This window comes from Corynebacterium sp. 401_CJEI (assembly GCF_001076435.1).
In the GTDB taxonomy this organism is placed as follows: Bacteria; Actinomycetota; Actinomycetes; order Mycobacteriales; family Mycobacteriaceae; genus Corynebacterium; species Corynebacterium jeikeium_D.
In genome coordinates this window covers 86,424-105,854 of the sequence record NZ_JVIP01000007.1, presented here as the reverse complement: position 1 = coordinate 105,854, position 19,431 = coordinate 86,424, and the positions used below count along the sequence as shown (strand labels likewise).

Below are 19,431 nucleotides of genomic sequence, written 5' to 3'. Positions count from 1 at the left end.
CTCCCCGCGAACGGCGTCTCCGCTCCCCTGCGTTGTTGCCAGGTTTCCGTGCGAAACTTGCATGTTCGACATCACTCCAGCCCAGTCCAGAAGGTGCCCGAGGCCTCGATTGGCAGGAACTTATCGTGCAGGTCCTGTACCTCTCGTTCAGTGTCAATGTCGCCGAACAAGTCCGGGTGCATGGCCTTTGCAAACATCTCGACTGCCAGGAAGTTATATGGCGAATCGTAAAAATGATGCCATGCGACGAAAGTACGCTTACTTTTCACCGCGTCGACTTCACGCACAGCGGGTTGCTTACCGACGACATCGTGAAGGGCCTTTTGCGCCTCTTCCTTCGATTCCGAGTAACCCAGCGGTACGTAATTTCCTTCCTTGACCGGAGTCTTACCCTGATCCCAGTCTGCGCCTGTGGCAATGATGACTTCAGGATTCTTCCCGGCCAATGCCTCTGGCGATACCTGCCCTTGCTTCGCATCAATCATTTCGTCGCCAAGGTTTAGTCCACCGGCAAAATTGACAATCTGCGCCAGGTTGGACTTGGCGAAGGTTGAGCAGCAGTCAAAGTAACCGGGTGCTCGCCACAGGAATGTCGGTGTCGGTGCTGGTTTCTTCTCGGCAAGGCGGTCAGCGACCTTGTTGACCTTCTTCTCGTAGTAGTTGATAAAGTCTTCCGCCTGCTTTTCACGCCCCAGCAGTTGTCCCATCATTCGAATACTGGGCTCGGTGTTTTTCACTGGGTCAATGAAGTAGTCGACAGTCACCGTCGGCACGCCTGCCTTTTCTAATCCATCAACGATTCCAGCATCTTTAGCCGCGTCGAAGACACCCGCATTTACTACGAAGACATCGGGTCGGGACTCCAGAGCCTGTTCCAGCGACATAGTGTTGTTGTAAATCTCGCCTGTGGTCGGGATGTCCTTGATTTTGGGGAACTTCTCAACGTAGCGGTCGTAAGTGGCTTTGTCGTTTTCCTTCAGGTCCTCTGGCCAGGCAACGATCTTGTCAGTTGGATTGTCTGGGTTCAGAAGCGCCGTCGTGTAAAGCATCTTCTGCCCGCCCATCAGGATTCGCTCGACATTCTGCGGGACTTTAACTTCGCGTCCTAGCGCATCGACGACGGTACGCTTCTCACTGCTAGCGGATGCGTCTCCATTTCCATCTGAGCAAGCGGCGAGAAGGACGAGCGACATGCATAGGAGTACCGCGAAAAGCACCCTTGCGGGGAAGTCACGCAGTAGCACGCTTGGAGTAAGAGGAGAACTAACCTTCATTTTCTTCTTTCCGGAGCAGGCGGTCAGTCGACCGCATATTCAGCTCCTCGGATCCCCTTCGGTAGAGGGAAAACGTCATCTTTACGTGGATGGTTCAGACTATTTCTGGATGGGTGTTACGAAGCTTCGGCCGTCACACGGAACTAGTGGGTTGCAGGTGACGCTGCAGAGCGCGGTAAAGCAGAGCAGCGGTCGTGGAAAAGCCAAGGATGAGCCCAACCCAAACGCCATATCCTTCCCAACGAAGGCCAAGGCCAAGAATCAGGAGAGCTGGAACCCCCACCGCCCAGTAGCCCCAAAGGGTCGCACTGAGACCCGACTTCGTGTCGCGCAGCCCACGAAGGAGCCCCACCAGCACGTTCTGGGAGCCTTTAGCGAACTGCTGAAGCACGGCAAGGCACAACAAGATTGTCGCTATATGGCGTACATCGGGATTGGCACTAACGTTGGAATCAGTAAGGAACAGTCCAACGACGTACTTGCCCAGTAGCAACCAGAGCAAACCGACGACGGCAAGATAAATACCCACTGCGTGCAAAACCCGACGTGATACCTGTTTGACTGCCTCGGCACCATCCGCTAATGCACGGCTGACCAGTATAGATCCTCCGTGCGAGAAGCCGATACATACTTGGTAGACGATATAAGCGAGTTGGTTAACAACGGTGTGCGCTGCCAGCATGACTGGGCTAACCAGGCCCATCGCTAGACCTGCGATAGTAGTAATCGCAGCTTCAGAGCCGTAGGTAAGCGAAACTGGAATCCCAAGCCGAATAATGCGCCTCATGCATGCTGCGTCGCCGGGCCTCGGAATGACCGCGAAGAATTTCCGTAGCTGACGGTCTCTTTGCAGCAAGCCAGCAAAGGACAGCAGGGTAAAAACCTGGACGCAGGTGGTCGACAGACCGATGCCCACCAGTCCCCATGCAGTTCCCCATTCATTGACACTTGTTAGCCGGAGGAATCCAGCGTTGAGAGCAGCGTTGACAACGATGGAGATGAGCGTAACCACCAGCAGAGAGCCCGGCCGACGCATGCCGACTGCAAACTGCCGCAGGACATTGAGCCAAATCATCGGGATAAGGCCTGGTGCAAGCGCGACCGTCATCGAGAACGCTAGCTCGGCAACAGTGTCGTCGATGGGCAAGATGAGTGCAAGCGCACCAAATGAAATCACGATGAGGCCACCAATGATTGCAGTTGCGGTACCGACGGCCATGCAACTGCGTACCGCTTGGCGGATTCGCTCAGCCGCAACTTCCTCGCCTGTCTTTTCCCACTCCGACGCGGCCTCGGCTACTAGGTTGCCTCCGGCGGTGACCATACCGACACACATGGTGCGAATCTGGTTGTAGAACTGCATTGCGAGTCCGCCGCCGGCAATTGCCACTACACCGAGGGTCTGCAGCATCAGCACATCGGTCGTGGTTAGCGCAACCCCCGCTAGCTGAACGCCCGCGATGGGTAGCGCAAGCGAATAGACATCACGGTAGGACACGGTTTGCTGGCCAATTGCACGAGCTGGATTTATCACCCGGCCACCTCGAAGGAACTAGCAATGGCACGAGAATCACCATAGGCTCTGAGCATTCGCGAAACTTGACGCTCCATAACTTCTGAATACAAATGATTTTTCTGAAGCCAATCAGTATCAAAAATTGTGTCGAGATATTTCTCACCAGCATCACAAACAATGACGACCATTGTTGTTCCTGCCTGAAACTCGTGTAGATGACGCAAACCTTCGTAGATTGCAGCACCTGCTGTGCCTCCAACCATGAGCCCATGTTCCCTAGCCAACACTCGGGCCACAGCGAATGCCTTGACATCGCTAACTTTGACTCCATGGTCGATGAGGTTGTAGCGGACGTTATTGCCGATTTTGAAACCCGACGGAGCACCGGCACCTGATTGCTTATATGCCCCTGGCACCCCACCAAAAATGATGGAGCCTTCGGGTTCAACAGCCAACGACTCGGCGGTATGCCCAAGCTTCCTCAGATGTTCCGTTGTACCGCACAACGTCCCGCCCGTTCCAATTGCCGCAACGAGAACGTCAACCTTTTCTGGGATTTGCTCATCGAGTTCGTATGCAAGCTGCCAGTAACCAGCTGGGTTGTTGGGATTATTGTGCTGATCTGGCCACCATGCATCCGAGGTCTCGGCGACAATTTCTGCGGCCTTCGCACGTCTAAGGCTCGTAGACGGAACACAGGATTCTTTATCCCCGACGAAGACCAACTCTGCTCCAAGTGCTTGCATGGAACGCAGCTTGTCCTTAGCAGCGTGATGATCCACAATCGCCGTAAACTTGTATCCCCGCTGAGAGGCCACAAATGCCAGACCTAAACCAGTGTTTCCACTAGTGGGTTCAATGATTCTTCCGCCCGGCTTGAGCTCGCCGGAGATCTCCGCAGCAACAATCATCTCCAGCGCCATTCGCACCTTTACGCTTCCCGTCGGATTTAGGCAATCCATCTTCAGTAATAACCGGCTTCCGGATCCGGTATTACACAGTTCAAGAATTGGCGTGTTTCCAATTAAACTACAACTCTCAAGCGAACATGTTGCGCAAGGTTTTCTTAATTTTTTTTCAGAATATGGAAAATCAATCATGACAGACCCCAATTACACATTTAAACCAATTCCCGATATAAAGGCCTATCTATTTTCGGCAAGCTTCCCCGACCTTCCCAAACAAACCGCATGGGCAGGCGAATTTGATGAAATTCGCTTTCATTTTTGTCCATCTGATAACCAGCCGTATTGTGATAAATAACCAAATCCCCAACTCTCGGAATTCGATTCATTTGGACCTTTCGCCAAGTGAGCATGTCATATTCCATACAGCTACTTCCGCCAACACAGACACCAACCGAGCGCGATAGACAATTACTGCCACCGCTAGGCCTGCCCATGTAATTGGCGCCATCATCTGAGCCGGGATTCTCCCATAACGTCATGTCAGGCATGTATTCACTGCCTTTCCATTGCTCAGAAAGGCTCATACTTAAACCCGCAACAGTAATAATTATGTAGTCGTCTCTCCATTTCACACCCTGAATTGGAAAAACGCTCAATCCACAACCATCTAACGCCGCTCGGCCTGGTTCAATGGCCAACTGAAATCGCCCATTTTTTAGCCGTTCCGCAAGCGAAGTGCTAGTTTTATCAATCCTCTCAACTGAAGGCGAATTAGCTACTCCCGAAAGAATTTCATCTAACATTTCAGGGCCATCATTGCCCTGCCCACCATACGGATAAAGCCCTTCTGGAATTCGACCAGAATGAAAATAGTCTCGCTTATCCGGTGAATCAATAACCTTTTCCCGAAACATTTCCCACTGGGATGGCTCACAATACTGAACCGAAAATCCTCCACCTATGTCCAGCATCTCTGCCGTCCATCCTTTAATTCGAAGAATTTCCATAAAATCCAAAGCTTTATGTGCTTGGCGGTTACGCTGAGCGGGACTGTATCCGTTCAAATGGAAGGTCACGCCTCTACAGTCAATCCCATTACTAGATTGTTCTCGCAGGGCCTCAAGCTCTCGAAGCCACTGTGCCATGGAGGTGCCGAAGCGAGTCTCAGGCTGTTCTTCAGGCAGTAACCTAATCAACACCGGAGCATCAACGACTCCAAGATCCTTAGCCAGCGAATTAATTCGGAATAGTTCGCTCGGAGAATCTACTGCAATTAGAACTCTCTGCCTGAGAGCAAGAGTCAAAAGCGATTGCGATTTTTCCGCACCCGTAACAACTAAGTCGGCAGCACACACACCAGCGCCTAAAGCGCCGGTGAGCTCCTCCCCGCTCGCAACATCTACGCGATGACCCTCTTCGGCGACTGCGGGGATCCAGCACGCAGACTTATTTGCTTTGTGAGCGAAGTAGATATGCGAGTCGACTCCGTGACGCTCGCAAACAGCAGCAAAAGCATTCAAATTCTGGCGAAAAACCTGAGTATTTAGAACATGAAAAGGCCCTGCCGCTAGTGTGGCTAAACGAGTTAGTTCCGAGACGCCGTCACTTGGAATTGACAGTAAATCTTTCGCCCAGTCACGTTGTTTCGGGACCAGGGTCGAGGTCTTGGGCACAGAGGGTGTAGAAGCAAAAGTTTTATCGTTCACTTTTCATTTCCCGTAGTGCCGACAGCGAGCGTTACGACCATAGCGACACCTCCGTACCTCGCCCAGCAGAAAATGCACGAACCGCAAGTTCCTGAGCAACTGGAATATCCGTAATAATCATTCCCGTCGAGAATGCAAAAACTCGGTCAGTTTCATTCGTGCGCCCTGGGGCCTTTCGCGCGAGAATATCGGGTAGTGTTGCATCCAATTCCACTTCTTTGCCCTGGAGCAATCGCTGCCCAACTAGCTCGAACTGTCCGGCACTAGTAGCAATTACCCTGTCTGCAGCAGCAACAGCACCATCCGCAATTCCCTTGGAAGCAACAGAAATTAGCAGCCCACCTTCGGGAATCCATTCAGTTTGAATCGATGGGTGCCAGGCACGACCGGAAGCAACTACGGTGATATCGCTGCTTTGAACTGCCTTCATAACAGAAGCATCATCGCGTTCAACTAGTTCGATATTCCGCTCGGGAAACCAGTGATTAAGCGACTTCCGGCTTTTTTCTAATCCTCCCGGATGAGTTCCATGCAGCTGTAGTTTTTCGAGGCTCGGCACTGCTGTGACCAAGTAGGAAAGTGTGTTAACTGACTGAATCCCAGTGCCAAAAACAGTCACAGTCTTCGCATCAGCGCGTGCACATTCTCGCGCAATCAATGCTGTCGTAGCGGGAGTTCGCGAGGCTCCAACTTTTTGGCAGTCCATTAGCGCGTATGGCATGCCGCTTTCATCGTCGTAGAGACTAATGGTGGTGTAGTACTTATCTGGGTTGTCGCTTCCGTGGCGATAAGAGGTCTTGTATCCAACGAGATCACGGTTGGCATCAAAACCGAGCATCGAAAAAGCAATCGAGTCCCGGCTCTCAACCGGTAAGTCAATCATCATTTTTGTCGGGCACTGCGAGGAACCTTCCGCGAATGCCAAGTATCCATCTTCTACTGCACGGATAACCAGCGAAGGTTCGAGTTCGATATCTTCCAAGTCCGATCGGGTCAAAAGTCGAAGCTTTGGAGTTTTTGAATCAATCAATAGAAGTCCTTCAAGCAAGTAACGATTGATAGCCAACCATTCAACCAACAAAAGGAGAGCCTACACTACCTGTCATAGGTATGGCTACCCTAATTCCTAAATTCTATCGGCGATCACAGGCAGTGAAGGTTCAATGACTCCAAGCTGGGCGCTAAGCAATATCGCTACTCTAAGGCGACGACGCCGTCGCACACGGCGGCGAGAAGCCTGTGTTCATGGCTAATCATGAGAACACCGCCGCCAGATACGGCGAAATCCCGGATGACCTCGACGATTGCCGCGGAGTTGGCGGCGTCGAGCATGGCGGTCATCTCGTCGCAGATGAGGTAGCGTGGACCGGCGGCCAGGGTGCGAGCGACTGCGGCACGCTGGAGCTGCCCGTCTGAGACCTGGCTAGGGAAGCGATCGAGAAGGTCCGGAGTCAGCCCAACGTTTCGGATGAGCTCGTCGATGTCCACACTTTTCCCGGTTCGCTGACCATCCCGCCGCCCTTGCCGCCCCTGTCGTGCGGCTGAGCGAATGGTGCGCCCCAAAGTCATCCGCGGGTCGCAGGACCTTCGGGGAGACTGAAACACCATCCCAATCTGGCCACGAACCCGCTGCCCGGCGCGGCTGCGCACAGCGCCGACCGGCACCCCGTCGCAGAAGCACTGCCCTAAATCGGGCACTTCCAGGCCTGCGAGGATACGGCCGAGCGTGGACTTGCCAGCCCCCGAAGGCCCACGAAGCCCGACGATCTGCCCTGGATCAACCCTGATGGAAACGTCCGATAAAACGACTCTCGCAGAGCCGTCCTTGGCGCCGAATGACTTCGACACGTTCTCGGCGACCAGCGCTTTGCCACTCGCCTGCGCGTCACAGCTCACCGAAGCCTGCTCACTCACCAACGCCTTACTCACCACAGCCTCCTCGTTCATTTCCCCGCCTCCTCGAGCCTGCGCGCGTAGCAATAGTCCTCGTCCAGGTTCGTCAAGCTCGGCACCACGCCGGGCATCGGCCGCATGCCGTTTTCGGGCAGCGCTGCGAGCAGATCGCGCATGTATTCGCTGGCTGGGGCCTCAATCACCTGTTTTGCCGATCCCGTCTCCTCAAGGCGCGATGCGTACATCACTGCAACTCGGTCGGCGATGCCGCTATCGCGCAGCTCGGAAATGTCGTGCGTAATTAGCATGACTCCCACACCACTGTCGGCGATTTGGCGAAGCATGCGCAGCAGGGCCATGGTCAGGTCGGGGTCGAGGGAGGCCGTCGGCTCGTCAGCAATCACCAGAGCAGGGTCGCCAGCCAGGGCGAATGCCACTGCTGCGCGCTGCGCCATACCCCCGGAAAGTTCGTGGGGATACAGCGCCGCGACCTCCGCATCCAGGCTGACTCGCCGCAGCATCTCCTCCACCGTGTGGTTGCGCCCCAGAACGGAAATTGTTTCTTTTAGCTGTGCCCCGACCGTGCGCACCGGTGTCAAAAACGTCGCCGCCGACTGCGGTACTAGCGCGATTTGCCGCCCCGCCAGCTCCTCGTCAGTGCGAGCAAGGCCCGCGCCGGTACGTCGCCGCGCCAGAATTTCGATGGGCTCGGCGTTCCTCTCCGCTTCTGCACCACTGTCAGCTGCCCCTTCGCGCGGATAGAAACGCACCTGCCCCTCTACTCTCGCGTGCGGCGGCAGCATGCCAACCACCGCCGAGGCAATAATCGACTTTCCGCAGCCCGACTCACCCACAACCGCGACGACCTCTCCCCTACCCACAGTCAGGGACACGCCCGTCGCGGCATGCACCACGTCACCACCGCGCAGGGGAATCCGCACTGTCAGTCTCTCAATGTCCAGCAGCTTCTCTCGCTTGCCGACGCCCTCCCGAGCACTCACACCAGCACCTCCTGTCCGGTCACCCGCTCCTTCAAATGCGTGCCGACGGCCGCAATACACAACGTTGTGGCGACGAGGAAAAACGAGGGAAACACCAAAATCCACCAATGGCCGAGAAGCAGGGCGCCCTCGGCGTCGGCAAGCAGAGTCCCGAGAGACGGCTTGTGCGGCGGCAGGCCCACCCCAAGGAAAGACAGCGTCGACTCGTGCCAGATTGCGTGCGGGATCAGCAAGATAAGGCCGACCAAGGACTGCCCCAGTGCCGCCGGAACAACGTGCCGAGCTAGCACGCGTGCGCGGCTCATTCCGGACAGGAGCGCGGCCTCGACGAACTCGGCGCCCCGCAGATGCAGCACGGACGCACGGACCGTTCGGGTGATGGTCACCCAGTGCGTCAGTACCAGGGAGATGATGATTGCGGGGACCGAGCCTCGGAAAAGGCTGACGATGAGCAGCCCCAGTAGCAGGTGCGGCAGCGCGTTGGTGACGTCGGCGCTGCGCATAATGACGCGGTCGACGCGCCCGCCGAGCATGCCTGCGGTAACGCCGAGGACGATACCGACGATCGCCGAGCACACTGCCGTGACCAGTGCAATGAAAAGGGAAATGCGCATTCCCGCAGCAACTCGAACGAAAACGTCGTGCCCCTTCGAATCGGTACCGAAGAAGTGCTCAGGCCCCGGGGCGACACCGGAATTGGCAAAGTCGGTGAGCACCAGGTCGGAGTCGTGAAACAGCGGAGTTAAAAAGGCGTAGGCAGCGATGAGGACCAGGCACGCCACGGCCACGACCGGGGCGACCGGCCTCTTTGTCGTTTTAAGCATCTGCATCCACCCGTGGGTCGAGGACGACGAAGGCGACGTCGGCAAGCAGATTTCCGAGCAGGACGATAGCCGTCGTCGCGATAGTGAGAATGCTCAGCAGCGGAAAGTCCAAGCTCTGAGCCGATTTGACCAGCGCGGTTCCGAGCCCAGGCCACGCGAAGACCGCCTCCACCAGTGTCGATCCGACGACCAGCTCAGACAGTCGCGCGCCGATGAGCGCGAGGAAAGGCGGCACTGCGGTCGGCAGGATATGGGAGAAAATAATCGTTCGGCGCGGAATGCCGCGGACCTGCGCTCCGGTGACCGCGCCGGAGTCCATGACCTCGACGATGGACTCACGCAACGACAGCACCAGCCACGGCACCTGCGTAATCGCAAGAACGACAGCTGGCAGCGTAAGGTGCGCCACCGTAGAGGAGAAAGTCACGGGCTCGCCCGGGTAGGTCAGGCCTCCGGTGGGAAATAGCTTCCAGGCCAACGCAAAAAGGCCGAGGCCGCCGAGTGCAACGACGAAGGGCGGGGTCGCCTGAATCACCGTCGAGATCGACAGGACTAGCCGGTCTAGCACTCCCCCGCGCCGCACCGCAGCCCACAGTGCCAGAACGAATGACAGCGCGATAGCTCCGGCAAGTCCGCAGGCGCCGAGCAGCATCGTCCACGGCAGACGCTCGGCGAGCACCTGCGTCACCGGCTGTGAGTAGGACCTCGAAATGCCAAGGTCGCCCACCGCCAGGCCCTGCAGCCACACCAACCACGACTCCCACCAGGGCCTATCCAGCCCCAACTGGTGAGAAATCGAGACTCTCTGCGCTTCGGTCAGGTTGCCCGCCTGACCTTTGAGATACGCATCCAAAGGGTCGAAGGGGCTCACCGCCGCCAGCGCGAACACTGCTGCCGTCACCGCCACAACGATGGGAACGGCTACCAGCACTCGCCTCACGACGATTCCTGCGACCTGCCGTTTCCGGCTCTTGAAACGGGGTTGATGCTCAGAGGGGTGTAGACGCGGGTGTGAGTGCGGGCGCGAGCGAGGGTGAGGACGTGGGTGTGGCTCGGCTTTTGTCATTTACTTGTGCCATGCCCCCAGGTTGAACCACGGGCCGAAGTTCAGGCCGTGGGCATGGGGCTCAAGGATGGCATCCGGGTGCGTGTAGCCACGGTCGCGCTCGACATAGACATGGTCAACGTAGACCAGCTGCAGCATGGCGGGCTTTTCGGCGTAGAGCTTCTGAATCTTACGGTAGAGCTCGTCTCGCTTGGCCTGGTCCGCTTCGACGCGCGCCTGGTCGAGCAGCTTGTCGATCTCCGGGTTGACGTAGTCGGAGCCGTTATCCCACTTGGCACCGGCACCCGGCTCAGCGTACTTGGAGTGCAAGATTGAGTAGATCTGGCCGTCGACGGAGTACGGGGTACCGCCTCCTCCCAGCATGACCGGGGTCTTGGCGTAGTCCTCGCGGGTGACAGACTTGGAATCACGGGCGACCGGATTGACCTCAATGCCGACCTTCTTCAGGTCGGAGGCTGCGGCCAACGTCAGGTCTGTGCGGGCGTGATCGCGGTTCGGGAAGTAGATGACATCGAACGCGGCGCGCTGGCCGTCCTTGACGCGGATGCCGTCCGAGCCCTTCTTCCACCCGGCGTCGTCGAGAAGCTTCTCGGCCTTCGCGGTGTCGTGCTTGATCTCGGCGGTCGGGTCGTAGGCGTCGCCGTAGAAGTCCGCGAGGAAGGTGGAGTTCGGCTTCGCGTGGCCCTTCATCACGTCTTTCGCCATGGCCTCACGGTTGACAGCCAGGTTGACCGCATTGCGGATTGCCTGGTCACCGGTGACCGGGTTGCCCGCTGGAAGGGTGATTCCGCGCCAGTCCGCCGAATGCGCCGACTCGACCTTGAATCCCTCCTGGCCTTCAAATTCCTGCGCCAACGCCGGCTCCATAATGGTTCCGTCGCCCTCGCCGCCGCGCAGCTGCTGAGCACGGGAGTTTTCGTCCTGATTGACTCGGTAAATGACTTTCTTCAGCTCAGGGGCCCCGCCGTGATAATCCTCGCGGGCCGTGAAGATGGCCTCGTCGGCACGCAAAGATTCGAGCTTGAACGGGCCAGTTCCCACGGGCTTGGTATTGAGATCTGAGTCCTCGGCGGGCTTCAAATCATCGAAGTTGAAGGCCTCCGACGGGGCGATGCCGTTGAGGAGCTGGTGATCGAATTCCGCGTACGGGATATTCAGCTCGAAGACGACCTTGTCTCCGTCGGCGTGCACCTCATCGAGCATTTCCCAGTTCGGAGCCTCAGAGGAGGCCGAGCGCTCGTCGAGGATGGCCTTGTAGGTCGCCACGACGTCCTCCGGCCCGAAGGTGGTCCCGTCGGAGAAGGTGATTCCGTCCTTGATTGGAACGGTCCACGTTTTGTTGCCATTGCTCGGCTCGGCGGGGCCGGAGGCTAGCAGAGGCTCAAAGTCGACGGGCTTCGTGGAGGTGTCACCCGACACCGGCTTGAGCCGGAAAAGGCCCTCGTAGACCGGGGAATCGCCGGACCTGCTGTAACCAGCAACCGGGTTGTATCCGCCGGTTTCGTTGTTATCCAGCAGGACCAGGGTCTGCTCGGCGCTGGCGCCGGAGTCCCCGGCGGCACCGGAGGCGGACTTATCATCGGGGTTCGAACAGGCGGTCAACCCGAGGCCACAAATCGCAAGTGCAGAGACCGAGACAGCCAGGGTTCGCCCCGTGCGGGTAGAAAACATTTACTCCCCTTTATTGAAGGATAGGCACAACTAAGTAGTAACCGTTTTCATTATCTACTCATTGGAAACTTTATTTCAATGGTTCAAAATCTTTTCTTCTTGTTGCGCAAATGTTTAGAACCCAGGTAAAAGGCAGAAAAACCCCGAAGACCTGGTACGACGATGGCGGCAACACATAAGTGCTGCCGCCATCGACTCCCCCCATATTCGCTTATAAAGCGCTACGCTACCTTCGTAACCTCAAAACGCTGCTCCGGGTGGACGTAGGCCTCCTGCGCACGAACGAGCTCCAGCTCGCCAGAGCCGGACTCGTGCGTGACCTTTAGCAGCTCAAAGATGCTGGCCGCGGTGTTGCCCAACGCGACCGACAGGTCACCGTCAATACCGCGACCGCGCAGCAGGTTGCCCGCAAACAGCGCAGCCGTGACATCGCCGGAGCCGTTGCGCTTTAGCGGCAAGTATGGCGTCGCCACCAGCCATGCGCCCGAGCCGTTGACGGCGAGCATCTCAATCTCGCCCTCCTTGCGCTCCGGACGCAGCACGCTGGTGACCAGCACGGCCTCCGGGCCGAGCTCCCGAGCAGCATGAGCTGCCGCAATGGTGGACTCCAGATCACTGACCTCGCGGCCCGTCAGGTATCCCAGCTCAAACTGGTTCGGCGTAATCACGTCTGCCACCGGCACGACCTTGTCGCGCAGCAGCGGCGGAATGTCTTCCGAGACGTGGCAGCCACTCTTGGCATTTCCCATCACCGGGTCACACGAGTAAATGGCCTTCGGGTTGCGCTCCTTGGTCAGCGCCACGGCCTCGATGATGACATCCGCAATATCGCTACCGCCCTGGTAGCCGGAGATAATCGCGTTGACGTCGTCAAGCTTGCCCAGCTCATCGATACCCTTGATGACCTCGCGCACATCCGTGGCCGGAATCATCGGGCCGCGCCACTGGCCGTAACCGGTGTGGTTGGAAAAATCGACGGTGTGGACCGGCCACACTTCAAAACCTGCGCGCTGCAGCGGGAAAACGGCAGCGGAGTTACCCACGTGGCCATAGCTCACATGCGACTGGATGGACAGGATCGAGGGCACGCGGTTGAACTCCGCGACGGCTTCAGCTGCCTTTTCGGTAGGGGCCTGATTTTCGCTCATACCGTCTATATTGCAACGGATGCGCGAAAATCCCATATTCCCCTAGTAGGCGCTGGGGCGACGTCGGCTGGCTTTGAGCTCGGATCTGCGCTGCTTCTGCGCTTTACGACGGGCAATCGAGGCCCGACTCGGTCGAGTCCGCCGGCGCTTCGGAGGCGGTGGCTGCACGGCTTCCCGGATGAGATCGGCAAGGCGACGCCGGGCTTCCGCGCGGTTGCGTACCTGGGAGCGCTGCGTGGTGACCGACACGGTGAGTGTCGTGCCGTCGAGGCGGTGGCTGAGGTTCTGGAGGGCGCGGCGGCGGTGGACGTCGGAAAGCACGCTGAGCTCGGCAATATCGACCGATAGCTGCACCTTGGAGTCGGTGGTGTTAACGCCCTGACCGCCCGGCCCACCGGAGCGCGCGAAGCGTTCAGTGAGCTCCGCTGAGGGGATGACAAGGCCCTTTGGGATGCCGGGACCTGGTGGAATCTTCAGGGGTTTCATGATGGCCAGTGTAGAGGGCTCGTTTGTAATCGGATCTCGTTTTCCGATTCGCCTGTTTGAAGGCAAATGCTCATCTAAGCTGACGAATAACATTTATCCACTTATAAAAACAGCAAGAAAAGGCAGGATTGAGACACCATGGCCACTTCTGATTCCCCGTCCATTTTCATCTCCGGCGGCGCACAGGGCATTGGCCGCGCGGTGGCCGAGAAGTTCCTGGCTGCAGGCTGGACCGTAGGTGTCTACGACATCAACGAGGACGCCCTGGCGAAGCTCAAAGCTGAGCGCCCGGAGGTAATCGTCGGCAAGCTGGACGTGACAGACTTTAAGCAGTGGGAGGACGCGCTTGCGGACTTCACCTCCCACACCGGCGGCAAGCTGACAGTGCTGGACAATAACGCGGGCATCATCGGCGATGGCGATATCACCGACCAGTCGCCGGAGATTATTCGCGCGCAGGTGGACATCAACTGCACCGGCCTGACACTGGGCGCGAAGGCGGCGCACCCGTATCTGAAGCGCACCAAGGGATCTCACCTGGTCAACATGGGTTCGGCTTCGGGTATCTACGGTCAGCCGCACATCGCGCCGTACTCCGCGTCGAAGTTTTACGTCTCGGGTCTGACGCAGGCTCTGGATCTGGAATGGCGCAAGGACAAGATTCGCGTCGTCGCAATCATGCCGCTGTGGGCGAAGACCAAGCTGGCGGACGTTTCCGCTGGTTCGACCCGCCGTCTTGGCGTGCGCATCACACCGGACCAGGTCGCTGATGCCGTATGGAAGGCAACGCACCCGCAGAACTTCATCGAGCGCCAGCGCCACTTCTACTCGGTGTCAGCAGCGGACTTCATCCTGCGCTACCTGGGCAAGATTGGCCCGCAGTTCCTGTCCCGCCCGGTTAACGCAATCATCGCGGGTTAAGAGGCAAACTAGACCTATGCTCTTTGATCAACTCCCGCGCGACGATGCCCGCATCACGCCGGGAGTTGTTCATTTGCCGGGGTGGCTTACGCTGGAGCGGCAGGCGGGCATCATCACGCAACTCCGCGACATCGCCCGCGACGTTGCCGGCACTCCCCTGGCCATGACTCGCCCGCAGCTCAAAAGTGGTCAGATGCAGGTCTTTATGCTGCATCTCGGTCGCATGTGGGCCACCAATCCCTACCGCTACGTCACGCACGCAGGCGGCGTTCGCGTCCCGCCCGTGCCTGACAACCTGCTACAGCTCGCTACCGAAGCACTCGGCGCTGCCGCGCTTTACGACGAATCCCTCAGCCAGTGGCCCACCACTTTTCGGCCCGACATGGCGTTGGTCAACTACTACCCGCCCGGGGCCACCATGGGGATGCACCAGGATCGAAACGAAAACTACCCTGCCCCGATTGTGTCACTCTCTATCGGCGATGAGGCTCTGTTCCGCATTGGCGGGACTGAAAACCGCAACAAACCCTGGGATGACGTGACTCTCGCCAGCGGGGATGTGATTGTGTTTGGTGGTCCGAAGCGGCTTGCGTTTCATGGTGTGCCCAAGACTCGTCCGGGCACGCTGCCGGAAGGGTGCGGGCTTAAAGAGGGCCGCATCAACATCACATTCCGGCAAGTGGAAAACTCACACTAAACCGCGCAAGCCACCGACCGCTAGCCTAGACACATGCAGCGCACCGCTTCCTCCATGCACGCACAGCCTGCCACCGCGCAGACCCCTGCCCCACTCGACTGGCGCAGCCGGGTACGTTTCTTTGTCGGCTCGTTCCCAACTGCCGATCTCGCTATTGCGACTGCTTTCCTGCTGTGCTGCTGGTTGAGCATGACGCCGCTACTTACTTATGGCCCGAGCTTTACTTATGTCACCAATGTGATTCTGTCCGCGATGATTGCCGGGGCCGCAGCGTTTCGTCGTAAAGCAGTGCGTGCATCGTTTGTGGTTACGTACAGTGCCCTAGCGGGTCTCGCCTTGCTGGTGTGGCTATCCCCAGTGAACCTTGGGCTAGACCCCATTATTGTTGCTGCCCCACTATCTCTATGGGCTGTGACCAGGTGGGAACCGAATCGCACCTGGGGCATCGTTGGGCTGTTTTTAGGGTTGATTGGCAGCTTCCTCAACCCGGCAGTTCCTGCCTTCGGCTTTACCCCGGAACGACTATTGGTCTTCGGACTACCGGCGGTGCTTATCACGGCGAGCGCGTACGCAGTGCCACTATGGCTGCGCATCAACGCCGAGGAACATGCCGCGGAGTTGGAGAACGTCGTGGCGCTCAACAAGCTGGAGTTGTCCAGGGAGCTTCACGACGTCGTGGGGCACGGACTCACCTCTATTAAGGTTCAGGCCCAAACCGCTCTGTACCTGGCGGAGATGGATGGCTCACGAGCGGAATCCGCTGCTGAAAAGACCACGCTGGAAGGTATTGCCCAGACCGCAGACCAATCGTTGCGGGATGTGCATGCGCTTGTCGATGCGCTACGTGATGGCGGCGAGATTAGCGCTGACCCGAATGAGATTCCGCGTCTGGTTGCGGCAGTTTGTCCGCCGGGTCGCGATGTTTCGGTGACTCTGCCGGAGTCTTATGGAGACCTGGCGGATTGGCCACTCGCGAAGCGTTTGACTTTGGTGCGGGCAGTGACGGAGTTGGCCGCGAATATGGCCAAGCACTCATCGGGCGCTGGTCAGCTGGCACTGGTAATCGATCCACCTGCCGATGCTGATGACAGCCCGGCGCGGGTTCATTTGGTGACTGCAAACCGGGCTGAGAGCGAAACTTTGGAACCCAGGAAGCGAGCTGGCGCTGGCCTGATTGGTCTGGAAGAACGCGTGGCTCAGCTCGGTGGCGAGATGACTTATGGTGAAAGCGACGGCATGTTCCGCGTCAGTATTCGGCTGTAAGCGGTTCGACCGAAGCAGGGCTGACTGTCAATCCTGTTGAGAAAGACGAGCAATGGATGTAATTCGAGTATTAGTGGCTGAAGATCAGGCTTTGATTCGGCAGTCTTTCGCGCAGCTTATTGATGCCCACCCGCAGATGAAAGTCATTGGTGCCGTGGGCGACGGCGCCGAGGCTGTGCGTCTTGCCTCCGGAGCCGATGTGGTCGTCATGGACATTCGAATGCCCGTGATGGACGGTATCGAGGCCACACGACAGATTGTGCAAGGCGTGCCGTCCGGAGGTGCGGCTCGCGCTTCCACTCCAAAAGTCTTGGTACTGACCACTTTCCGCGAAGAAGACCTGGTGCTCGGCGCTTTAGAAGCTGGGGCCGCAGGCTTTTTGCTCAAAGACTCCAATCCCCGTGAGCTGCTTTCGGCCATCATGCGTATCCACCGTGGTGAAGGAGTCATCGATCCGAAGGTGACGCCGATGGTGTTGCGGCATGTTTCACCGCGCGCACCGCACTCAGGACAGCCAGCGAGAGCGTTCTCGACACATGGCGCTGACTCAGACCCCACTCACACAGGAACCCAATTCACACCCCGCGAACAGGAGATTTTGAACCTCGTCTGCCAAGGGCTTTCCAATGACGAAATTGCTCGCAGGTTGGTTGTCGCTACAACGACAGTGAAAACCCATGTGAAATCCCTGTTGACCAAGACAGGCTCACGCAGTCGCGTGGATCTTGTCATTTGGGCTGCGAAAAACGGGCTGCTGTAGCTTCTCCTCGCTGGTACCGTCATCCTCGCTATCGCCTCCTCCCTAGGGAGGATATTTCCGCCACCTCATCCTCAGGGAGGGCGCGAACCGTGCCAAACACTCCTATTACTTAAGGCATGAACGCACCAACCCCCACCTCAGGCCCTTCCGCAGACGCCGCCGCTCCCCTCCTCCAGCTGCGCGGCATCACTGTCTCCTACGGCAAGAACGAACCTGTCCTGAACGGCCTCGATATGAACGTCCGCGCCGGCGAGGTCTACGGGCTATTGGGACTCAACGGCGCAGGTAAATCCACGTTGATGAGCACGGTGCTTGGGCTAATTCCCTACTCCGGTGAAATCAGTATTGCGGGACGCCCATGGTCCGTTGCCGACCTAGACCTCATCGGCGCCTCCATCAATGGCCCGGCGTTCTACCCGCAGCTCTCGGCCACCGACAACCTCAAGGTTCACGCGCACCTGACCGGCACGGACAAGAGCCGTATCGCCGAAGTCCTCGACTTGGTCGGGCTTCATGCTGGTAACAAGCGTGCCCGCGCTTTCTCAACGGGCATGAAGGTTCGTCTTTCCCTGGCGATGGCGCTGCTCACCGACCCCGACATTGTGCTTCTCGACGAGCCCACCAACGGCCTCGACCCCGAAGCTATCGTGGGCCTGCGCACCTTGTTGCGAAATCTTGCCGCTAGTGGCAAGGCCGTCGTGGTGTCCTCCCATCAACTCGGAGAGGTCGAGAAGAGCGTTGACCACCTTGGCGTCCTTGCTGGTGGCCGACTGGTCTACGAAGGCCCGCTGGCTGACTTTGCGGCTGCTGGTCAATCCCTCGAGCAAGCTTTCTTCACCGCAGTAGGTGTTGCCCGATGAGCACTCAACCGCACACGCGCACTCTTAACACGCGCACCGTTCCTGCCCGCCGCTACTTCCGCGCCGAGCTACTGCGGGCAAAGTGGTCACTCACCATGTTTCTTCCCATCATCATGGTGGCAATCGCTCTGGTCAGCATGGTCTTTTCTAGAGGCGTTGACGCCACCGCCATGGCGAGCGCCCACATCTACTCGCTTATCCTGCTTCCTCCCCTGGCTGCTATTACGTCCGTCATCGGCCAAAACCGTGAAGAAAAACTCCGCCAAGGCGGCCTAATCTGGCGCAATATCTCGGGCACTCGAGTGCTCCTTGCCCGCGCAGCCACTGTCATTGCCTCCGCGGCCCTCGGTCACGCATTGATGGCTGCACTCCTTGCCCGGAGCGTGAGCACCGCATTGCAATTCACGCTCTTTAGCACGTTGTCATTCTTCGTCTTCTGGACATTCGGCCTTGCCCTATGGCGCCTTGTGCCACGCGCAGCTCTCTTCCTCGCTCCGCTCGCTTCCATCGCTTGGGCCATCGCAGGAACACTGGACGCCATGAGCCCAAACTGGAAAGTTCTCCCGTGGACCTGGGCAATCCGCCCAACGTTACCTATCCACGGAGTGCAGGCTAATTCCATCTCGGCTCCCGCCGACAGCGAGATCTGGAACATCGCCATCCTGCCGCCCGCGTTGCTGCATTTACTCCTCGGGCTAGGTCTATTTGCCATCGCATTGCTTGCGCACGGAAAATCTCTCAGCTTGCCGACGGGCCGGGAACGCAGCACTTCGTCGTTAAGCCATGGCATGAGCGCGACCCTTCCCTGGCGCACCTGGTGGAGTCTCGCAGCGCTGATGCTTGCCGGACTTGCGGTCGTGCGTGTGGTGTGGAACCCGGAGTATGCGCTGGGGCTGCTGAGTTTCGTCTGCGTGCCGACGGCCGCAACCGTGGTGGCCATCATGACATGGACTTCGCAAGCCGATGCCTGGCCAGCACTGATGTATCGGCGTGCGCGACGCAGCATCACGCTCCGACTGTTTGCCTTGGATATGGCGTTTCTCCTGCCGGTGCTGGTGGTTGCGGTGGTGATCAGTGGTGCAGGCGGCGAGACCAATAGCCAGACGGGCATTAACCCCTGGCCGTACCAGGCGGTCATCGCTCCTCTTGTGGCCGCGATGATTGTGGCCGTGACCGGCTTAATTGCGCGTCGAAGTGTGGCGGCCGCAATCTTTGTCTCGGTCGCGCTCGGCGGTTGGGCGGTGATGGTTGGCGGTGATGTCCTCAGCGCCTCACCGCTGTGGTGGACCTCGGAATGGGGATGGACTTGGGTAGTCCGTGATTACCCCGAGCGGTGGCCGTCGATGGTTCTCGTGTCCGCCATTGTGATGGCGGCGTTCGTGGCTTGGGCTCGGGCGACATCGCTAAAGGCCATCCGATCCCAAGATTGACAGCGGT

18 protein-coding genes are annotated in these 19,431 nt (G+C 58.2%); 6 read left to right on the top strand and 12 right to left on the bottom strand.

Features of this window, described 5'->3' with window-relative positions; all coding sequences use genetic code 11:
- Positions 1–71: 71 nt before the first annotated feature.
- The 12 genes from ADM64_RS01895 to arfB form a co-directional block, all read right to left on the bottom strand.
- Positions 72–1,193 (bottom strand): ABC transporter substrate-binding protein, encoded by a 1,122-nt coding sequence (locus ADM64_RS01895; RefSeq protein ID WP_224783767.1) that lies wholly within the window; start codon positions 1,191–1,193, stop codon positions 72–74.
- A 214-nt stretch (positions 1,194–1,407) separates the two neighbouring features.
- The gene (locus tag ADM64_RS01890) at positions 1,408–2,808 is read right to left on the bottom strand and encodes an MATE family efflux transporter (protein ID WP_065421727.1); all 1,401 of its coding nucleotides are present in this window, start codon (positions 2,806–2,808) and stop codon (positions 1,408–1,410) included.
- Positions 2,805–3,890 carry a PLP-dependent cysteine synthase family protein gene (locus tag ADM64_RS01885; RefSeq protein ID WP_080985592.1) on the bottom strand — a complete coding sequence of 362 codons (1,086 nt, stop codon included), beginning with the start codon at positions 3,888–3,890 and terminating at the stop codon, positions 2,805–2,807. The genes ADM64_RS01890 and ADM64_RS01885 overlap by 4 nt, the downstream gene beginning before the upstream one ends.
- A gap of 20 nt (positions 3,891–3,910) precedes the next feature.
- Positions 3,911–5,404 carry a hypothetical protein gene (locus ADM64_RS01880; protein ID WP_016422023.1) on the bottom strand — a complete coding sequence of 498 codons (1,494 nt, stop codon included), beginning with the start codon at positions 5,402–5,404 and terminating at the stop codon, positions 3,911–3,913.
- A gap of 31 nt (positions 5,405–5,435) precedes the next feature.
- Positions 5,436–6,434, bottom strand: coding sequence for an ornithine cyclodeaminase (locus ADM64_RS01875; RefSeq protein WP_070653449.1), 999 nt, complete (start codon positions 6,432–6,434; stop codon positions 5,436–5,438).
- A 164-nt stretch (positions 6,435–6,598) separates the two neighbouring features.
- Positions 6,599–7,351 (bottom strand): ABC transporter ATP-binding protein, encoded by a 753-nt coding sequence (locus ADM64_RS01870; protein ID WP_016422021.1) that lies wholly within the window; start codon positions 7,349–7,351, stop codon positions 6,599–6,601.
- Positions 7,348–8,298, bottom strand: coding sequence for an ABC transporter ATP-binding protein (locus tag ADM64_RS01865; RefSeq protein ID WP_053087287.1), 951 nt, complete (start codon positions 8,296–8,298; stop codon positions 7,348–7,350). Before ADM64_RS01865 ends, ADM64_RS01870 begins: the two co-directional genes overlap by 4 nt.
- Positions 8,295–9,122 carry an ABC transporter permease gene (locus tag ADM64_RS01860; protein ID WP_016422019.1) on the bottom strand — a complete coding sequence of 276 codons (828 nt, stop codon included), beginning with the start codon at positions 9,120–9,122 and terminating at the stop codon, positions 8,295–8,297. The genes ADM64_RS01865 and ADM64_RS01860 overlap by 4 nt, the downstream gene beginning before the upstream one ends.
- Positions 9,115–10,053: an ABC transporter permease gene (locus ADM64_RS01855; protein ID WP_224783768.1), complete on the bottom strand. Its 939-nt coding sequence runs from the start codon at positions 10,051–10,053 to the stop codon at positions 9,115–9,117. Before ADM64_RS01855 ends, ADM64_RS01860 begins: the two co-directional genes overlap by 8 nt.
- 135 nt (positions 10,054–10,188) lie before the next feature.
- The gene (locus tag ADM64_RS01850; RefSeq protein ID WP_016422017.1) at positions 10,189–11,859 is read right to left on the bottom strand and encodes an ABC transporter substrate-binding protein; all 1,671 of its coding nucleotides are present in this window, start codon (positions 11,857–11,859) and stop codon (positions 10,189–10,191) included.
- A gap of 221 nt (positions 11,860–12,080) precedes the next feature.
- Positions 12,081–13,007, bottom strand: a complete 927-nt coding sequence (pdxY, locus tag ADM64_RS01845) for a pyridoxal kinase PdxY (protein WP_241486311.1) — start codon at positions 13,005–13,007, stop codon at positions 12,081–12,083.
- A 42-nt stretch (positions 13,008–13,049) separates the two neighbouring features.
- Complete coding sequence (arfB, locus tag ADM64_RS01840) at positions 13,050–13,493, bottom strand: alternative ribosome rescue aminoacyl-tRNA hydrolase ArfB (RefSeq protein WP_049192990.1); 444 nt, start codon at positions 13,491–13,493, stop codon at positions 13,050–13,052.
- Positions 13,494–13,631: 138 nt separating this feature from the next.
- Here arfB and ADM64_RS01835 point away from each other — a divergent pair, with 138 nt between their 5' ends.
- From ADM64_RS01835 to ADM64_RS01810, 6 genes are all read left to right on the top strand, one after another.
- Positions 13,632–14,414, top strand: coding sequence for an SDR family oxidoreductase (locus ADM64_RS01835; protein ID WP_048759274.1), 783 nt, complete (start codon positions 13,632–13,634; stop codon positions 14,412–14,414).
- Between the two features lie 16 nt (positions 14,415–14,430).
- Entirely contained in the window at positions 14,431–15,111 is a 681-nt protein-coding gene (locus ADM64_RS01830) for an alpha-ketoglutarate-dependent dioxygenase AlkB family protein (RefSeq protein ID WP_049192989.1), read from the top strand.
- A 33-nt stretch (positions 15,112–15,144) separates the two neighbouring features.
- A complete protein-coding gene (locus ADM64_RS01825) occupies positions 15,145–16,374 on the top strand; it encodes a sensor histidine kinase (protein ID WP_049192988.1) in 1,230 nt (409 codons plus the stop codon).
- A 73-nt stretch (positions 16,375–16,447) separates the two neighbouring features.
- Positions 16,448–17,134 carry a response regulator gene (locus ADM64_RS01820; RefSeq protein ID WP_239660049.1) on the top strand — a complete coding sequence of 229 codons (687 nt, stop codon included), beginning with the start codon at positions 16,448–16,450 and terminating at the stop codon, positions 17,132–17,134.
- 116 nt (positions 17,135–17,250) lie between these two features.
- Entirely contained in the window at positions 17,251–17,994 is a 744-nt protein-coding gene (locus ADM64_RS01815; RefSeq protein ID WP_049192987.1) for an ABC transporter ATP-binding protein, read from the top strand.
- Positions 17,991–19,424, top strand: a complete 1,434-nt coding sequence (locus ADM64_RS01810; RefSeq protein ID WP_049192986.1) for a hypothetical protein — start codon at positions 17,991–17,993, stop codon at positions 19,422–19,424. Before ADM64_RS01815 ends, ADM64_RS01810 begins: the two co-directional genes overlap by 4 nt.
- Positions 19,425–19,431 lie beyond the last annotated feature (7 nt).

Bases quoted from the DNA above. Each gene is read 5' to 3' on its own strand.
- ADM64_RS01870 (WP_016422021.1), bottom strand. From the start codon at position 7,351: ATGAACGAGGAGGCTGTGGTGAGTAAGGCGTTGGTGAGTGAGCAGGCT.
- ADM64_RS01815 (WP_049192987.1), top strand. From the start codon at position 17,251: ATGAACGCACCAACCCCCACCTCAGGCCCTTCCGCAGACGCCGCCGCT.
- arfB (WP_049192990.1), bottom strand. From the start codon at position 13,493: ATGAAACCCCTGAAGATTCCACCAGGTCCCGGCATCCCAAAGGGCCTT.
- ADM64_RS01885 (WP_080985592.1), bottom strand. From the start codon at position 3,890: ATGATTGATTTTCCATATTCTGAAAAAAAATTAAGAAAACCTTGCGCA.
- ADM64_RS01895 (WP_224783767.1), bottom strand. From the start codon at position 1,193: ATGTCGCTCGTCCTTCTCGCCGCTTGCTCAGATGGAAATGGAGACGCA.
- ADM64_RS01810 (WP_049192986.1), top strand. From the start codon at position 17,991: ATGAGCACTCAACCGCACACGCGCACTCTTAACACGCGCACCGTTCCT.
- ADM64_RS01835 (WP_048759274.1), top strand. From the start codon at position 13,632: ATGGCCACTTCTGATTCCCCGTCCATTTTCATCTCCGGCGGCGCACAG.
- ADM64_RS01830 (WP_049192989.1), top strand. From the start codon at position 14,431: ATGCTCTTTGATCAACTCCCGCGCGACGATGCCCGCATCACGCCGGGA.
- ADM64_RS01825 (WP_049192988.1), top strand. From the start codon at position 15,145: ATGCAGCGCACCGCTTCCTCCATGCACGCACAGCCTGCCACCGCGCAG.
- pdxY (WP_241486311.1), bottom strand. From the start codon at position 13,007: ATGAGCGAAAATCAGGCCCCTACCGAAAAGGCAGCTGAAGCCGTCGCG.
- ADM64_RS01860 (WP_016422019.1), bottom strand. From the start codon at position 9,122: ATGCTTAAAACGACAAAGAGGCCGGTCGCCCCGGTCGTGGCCGTGGCG.
- ADM64_RS01850 (WP_016422017.1), bottom strand. From the start codon at position 11,859: ATGTTTTCTACCCGCACGGGGCGAACCCTGGCTGTCTCGGTCTCTGCA.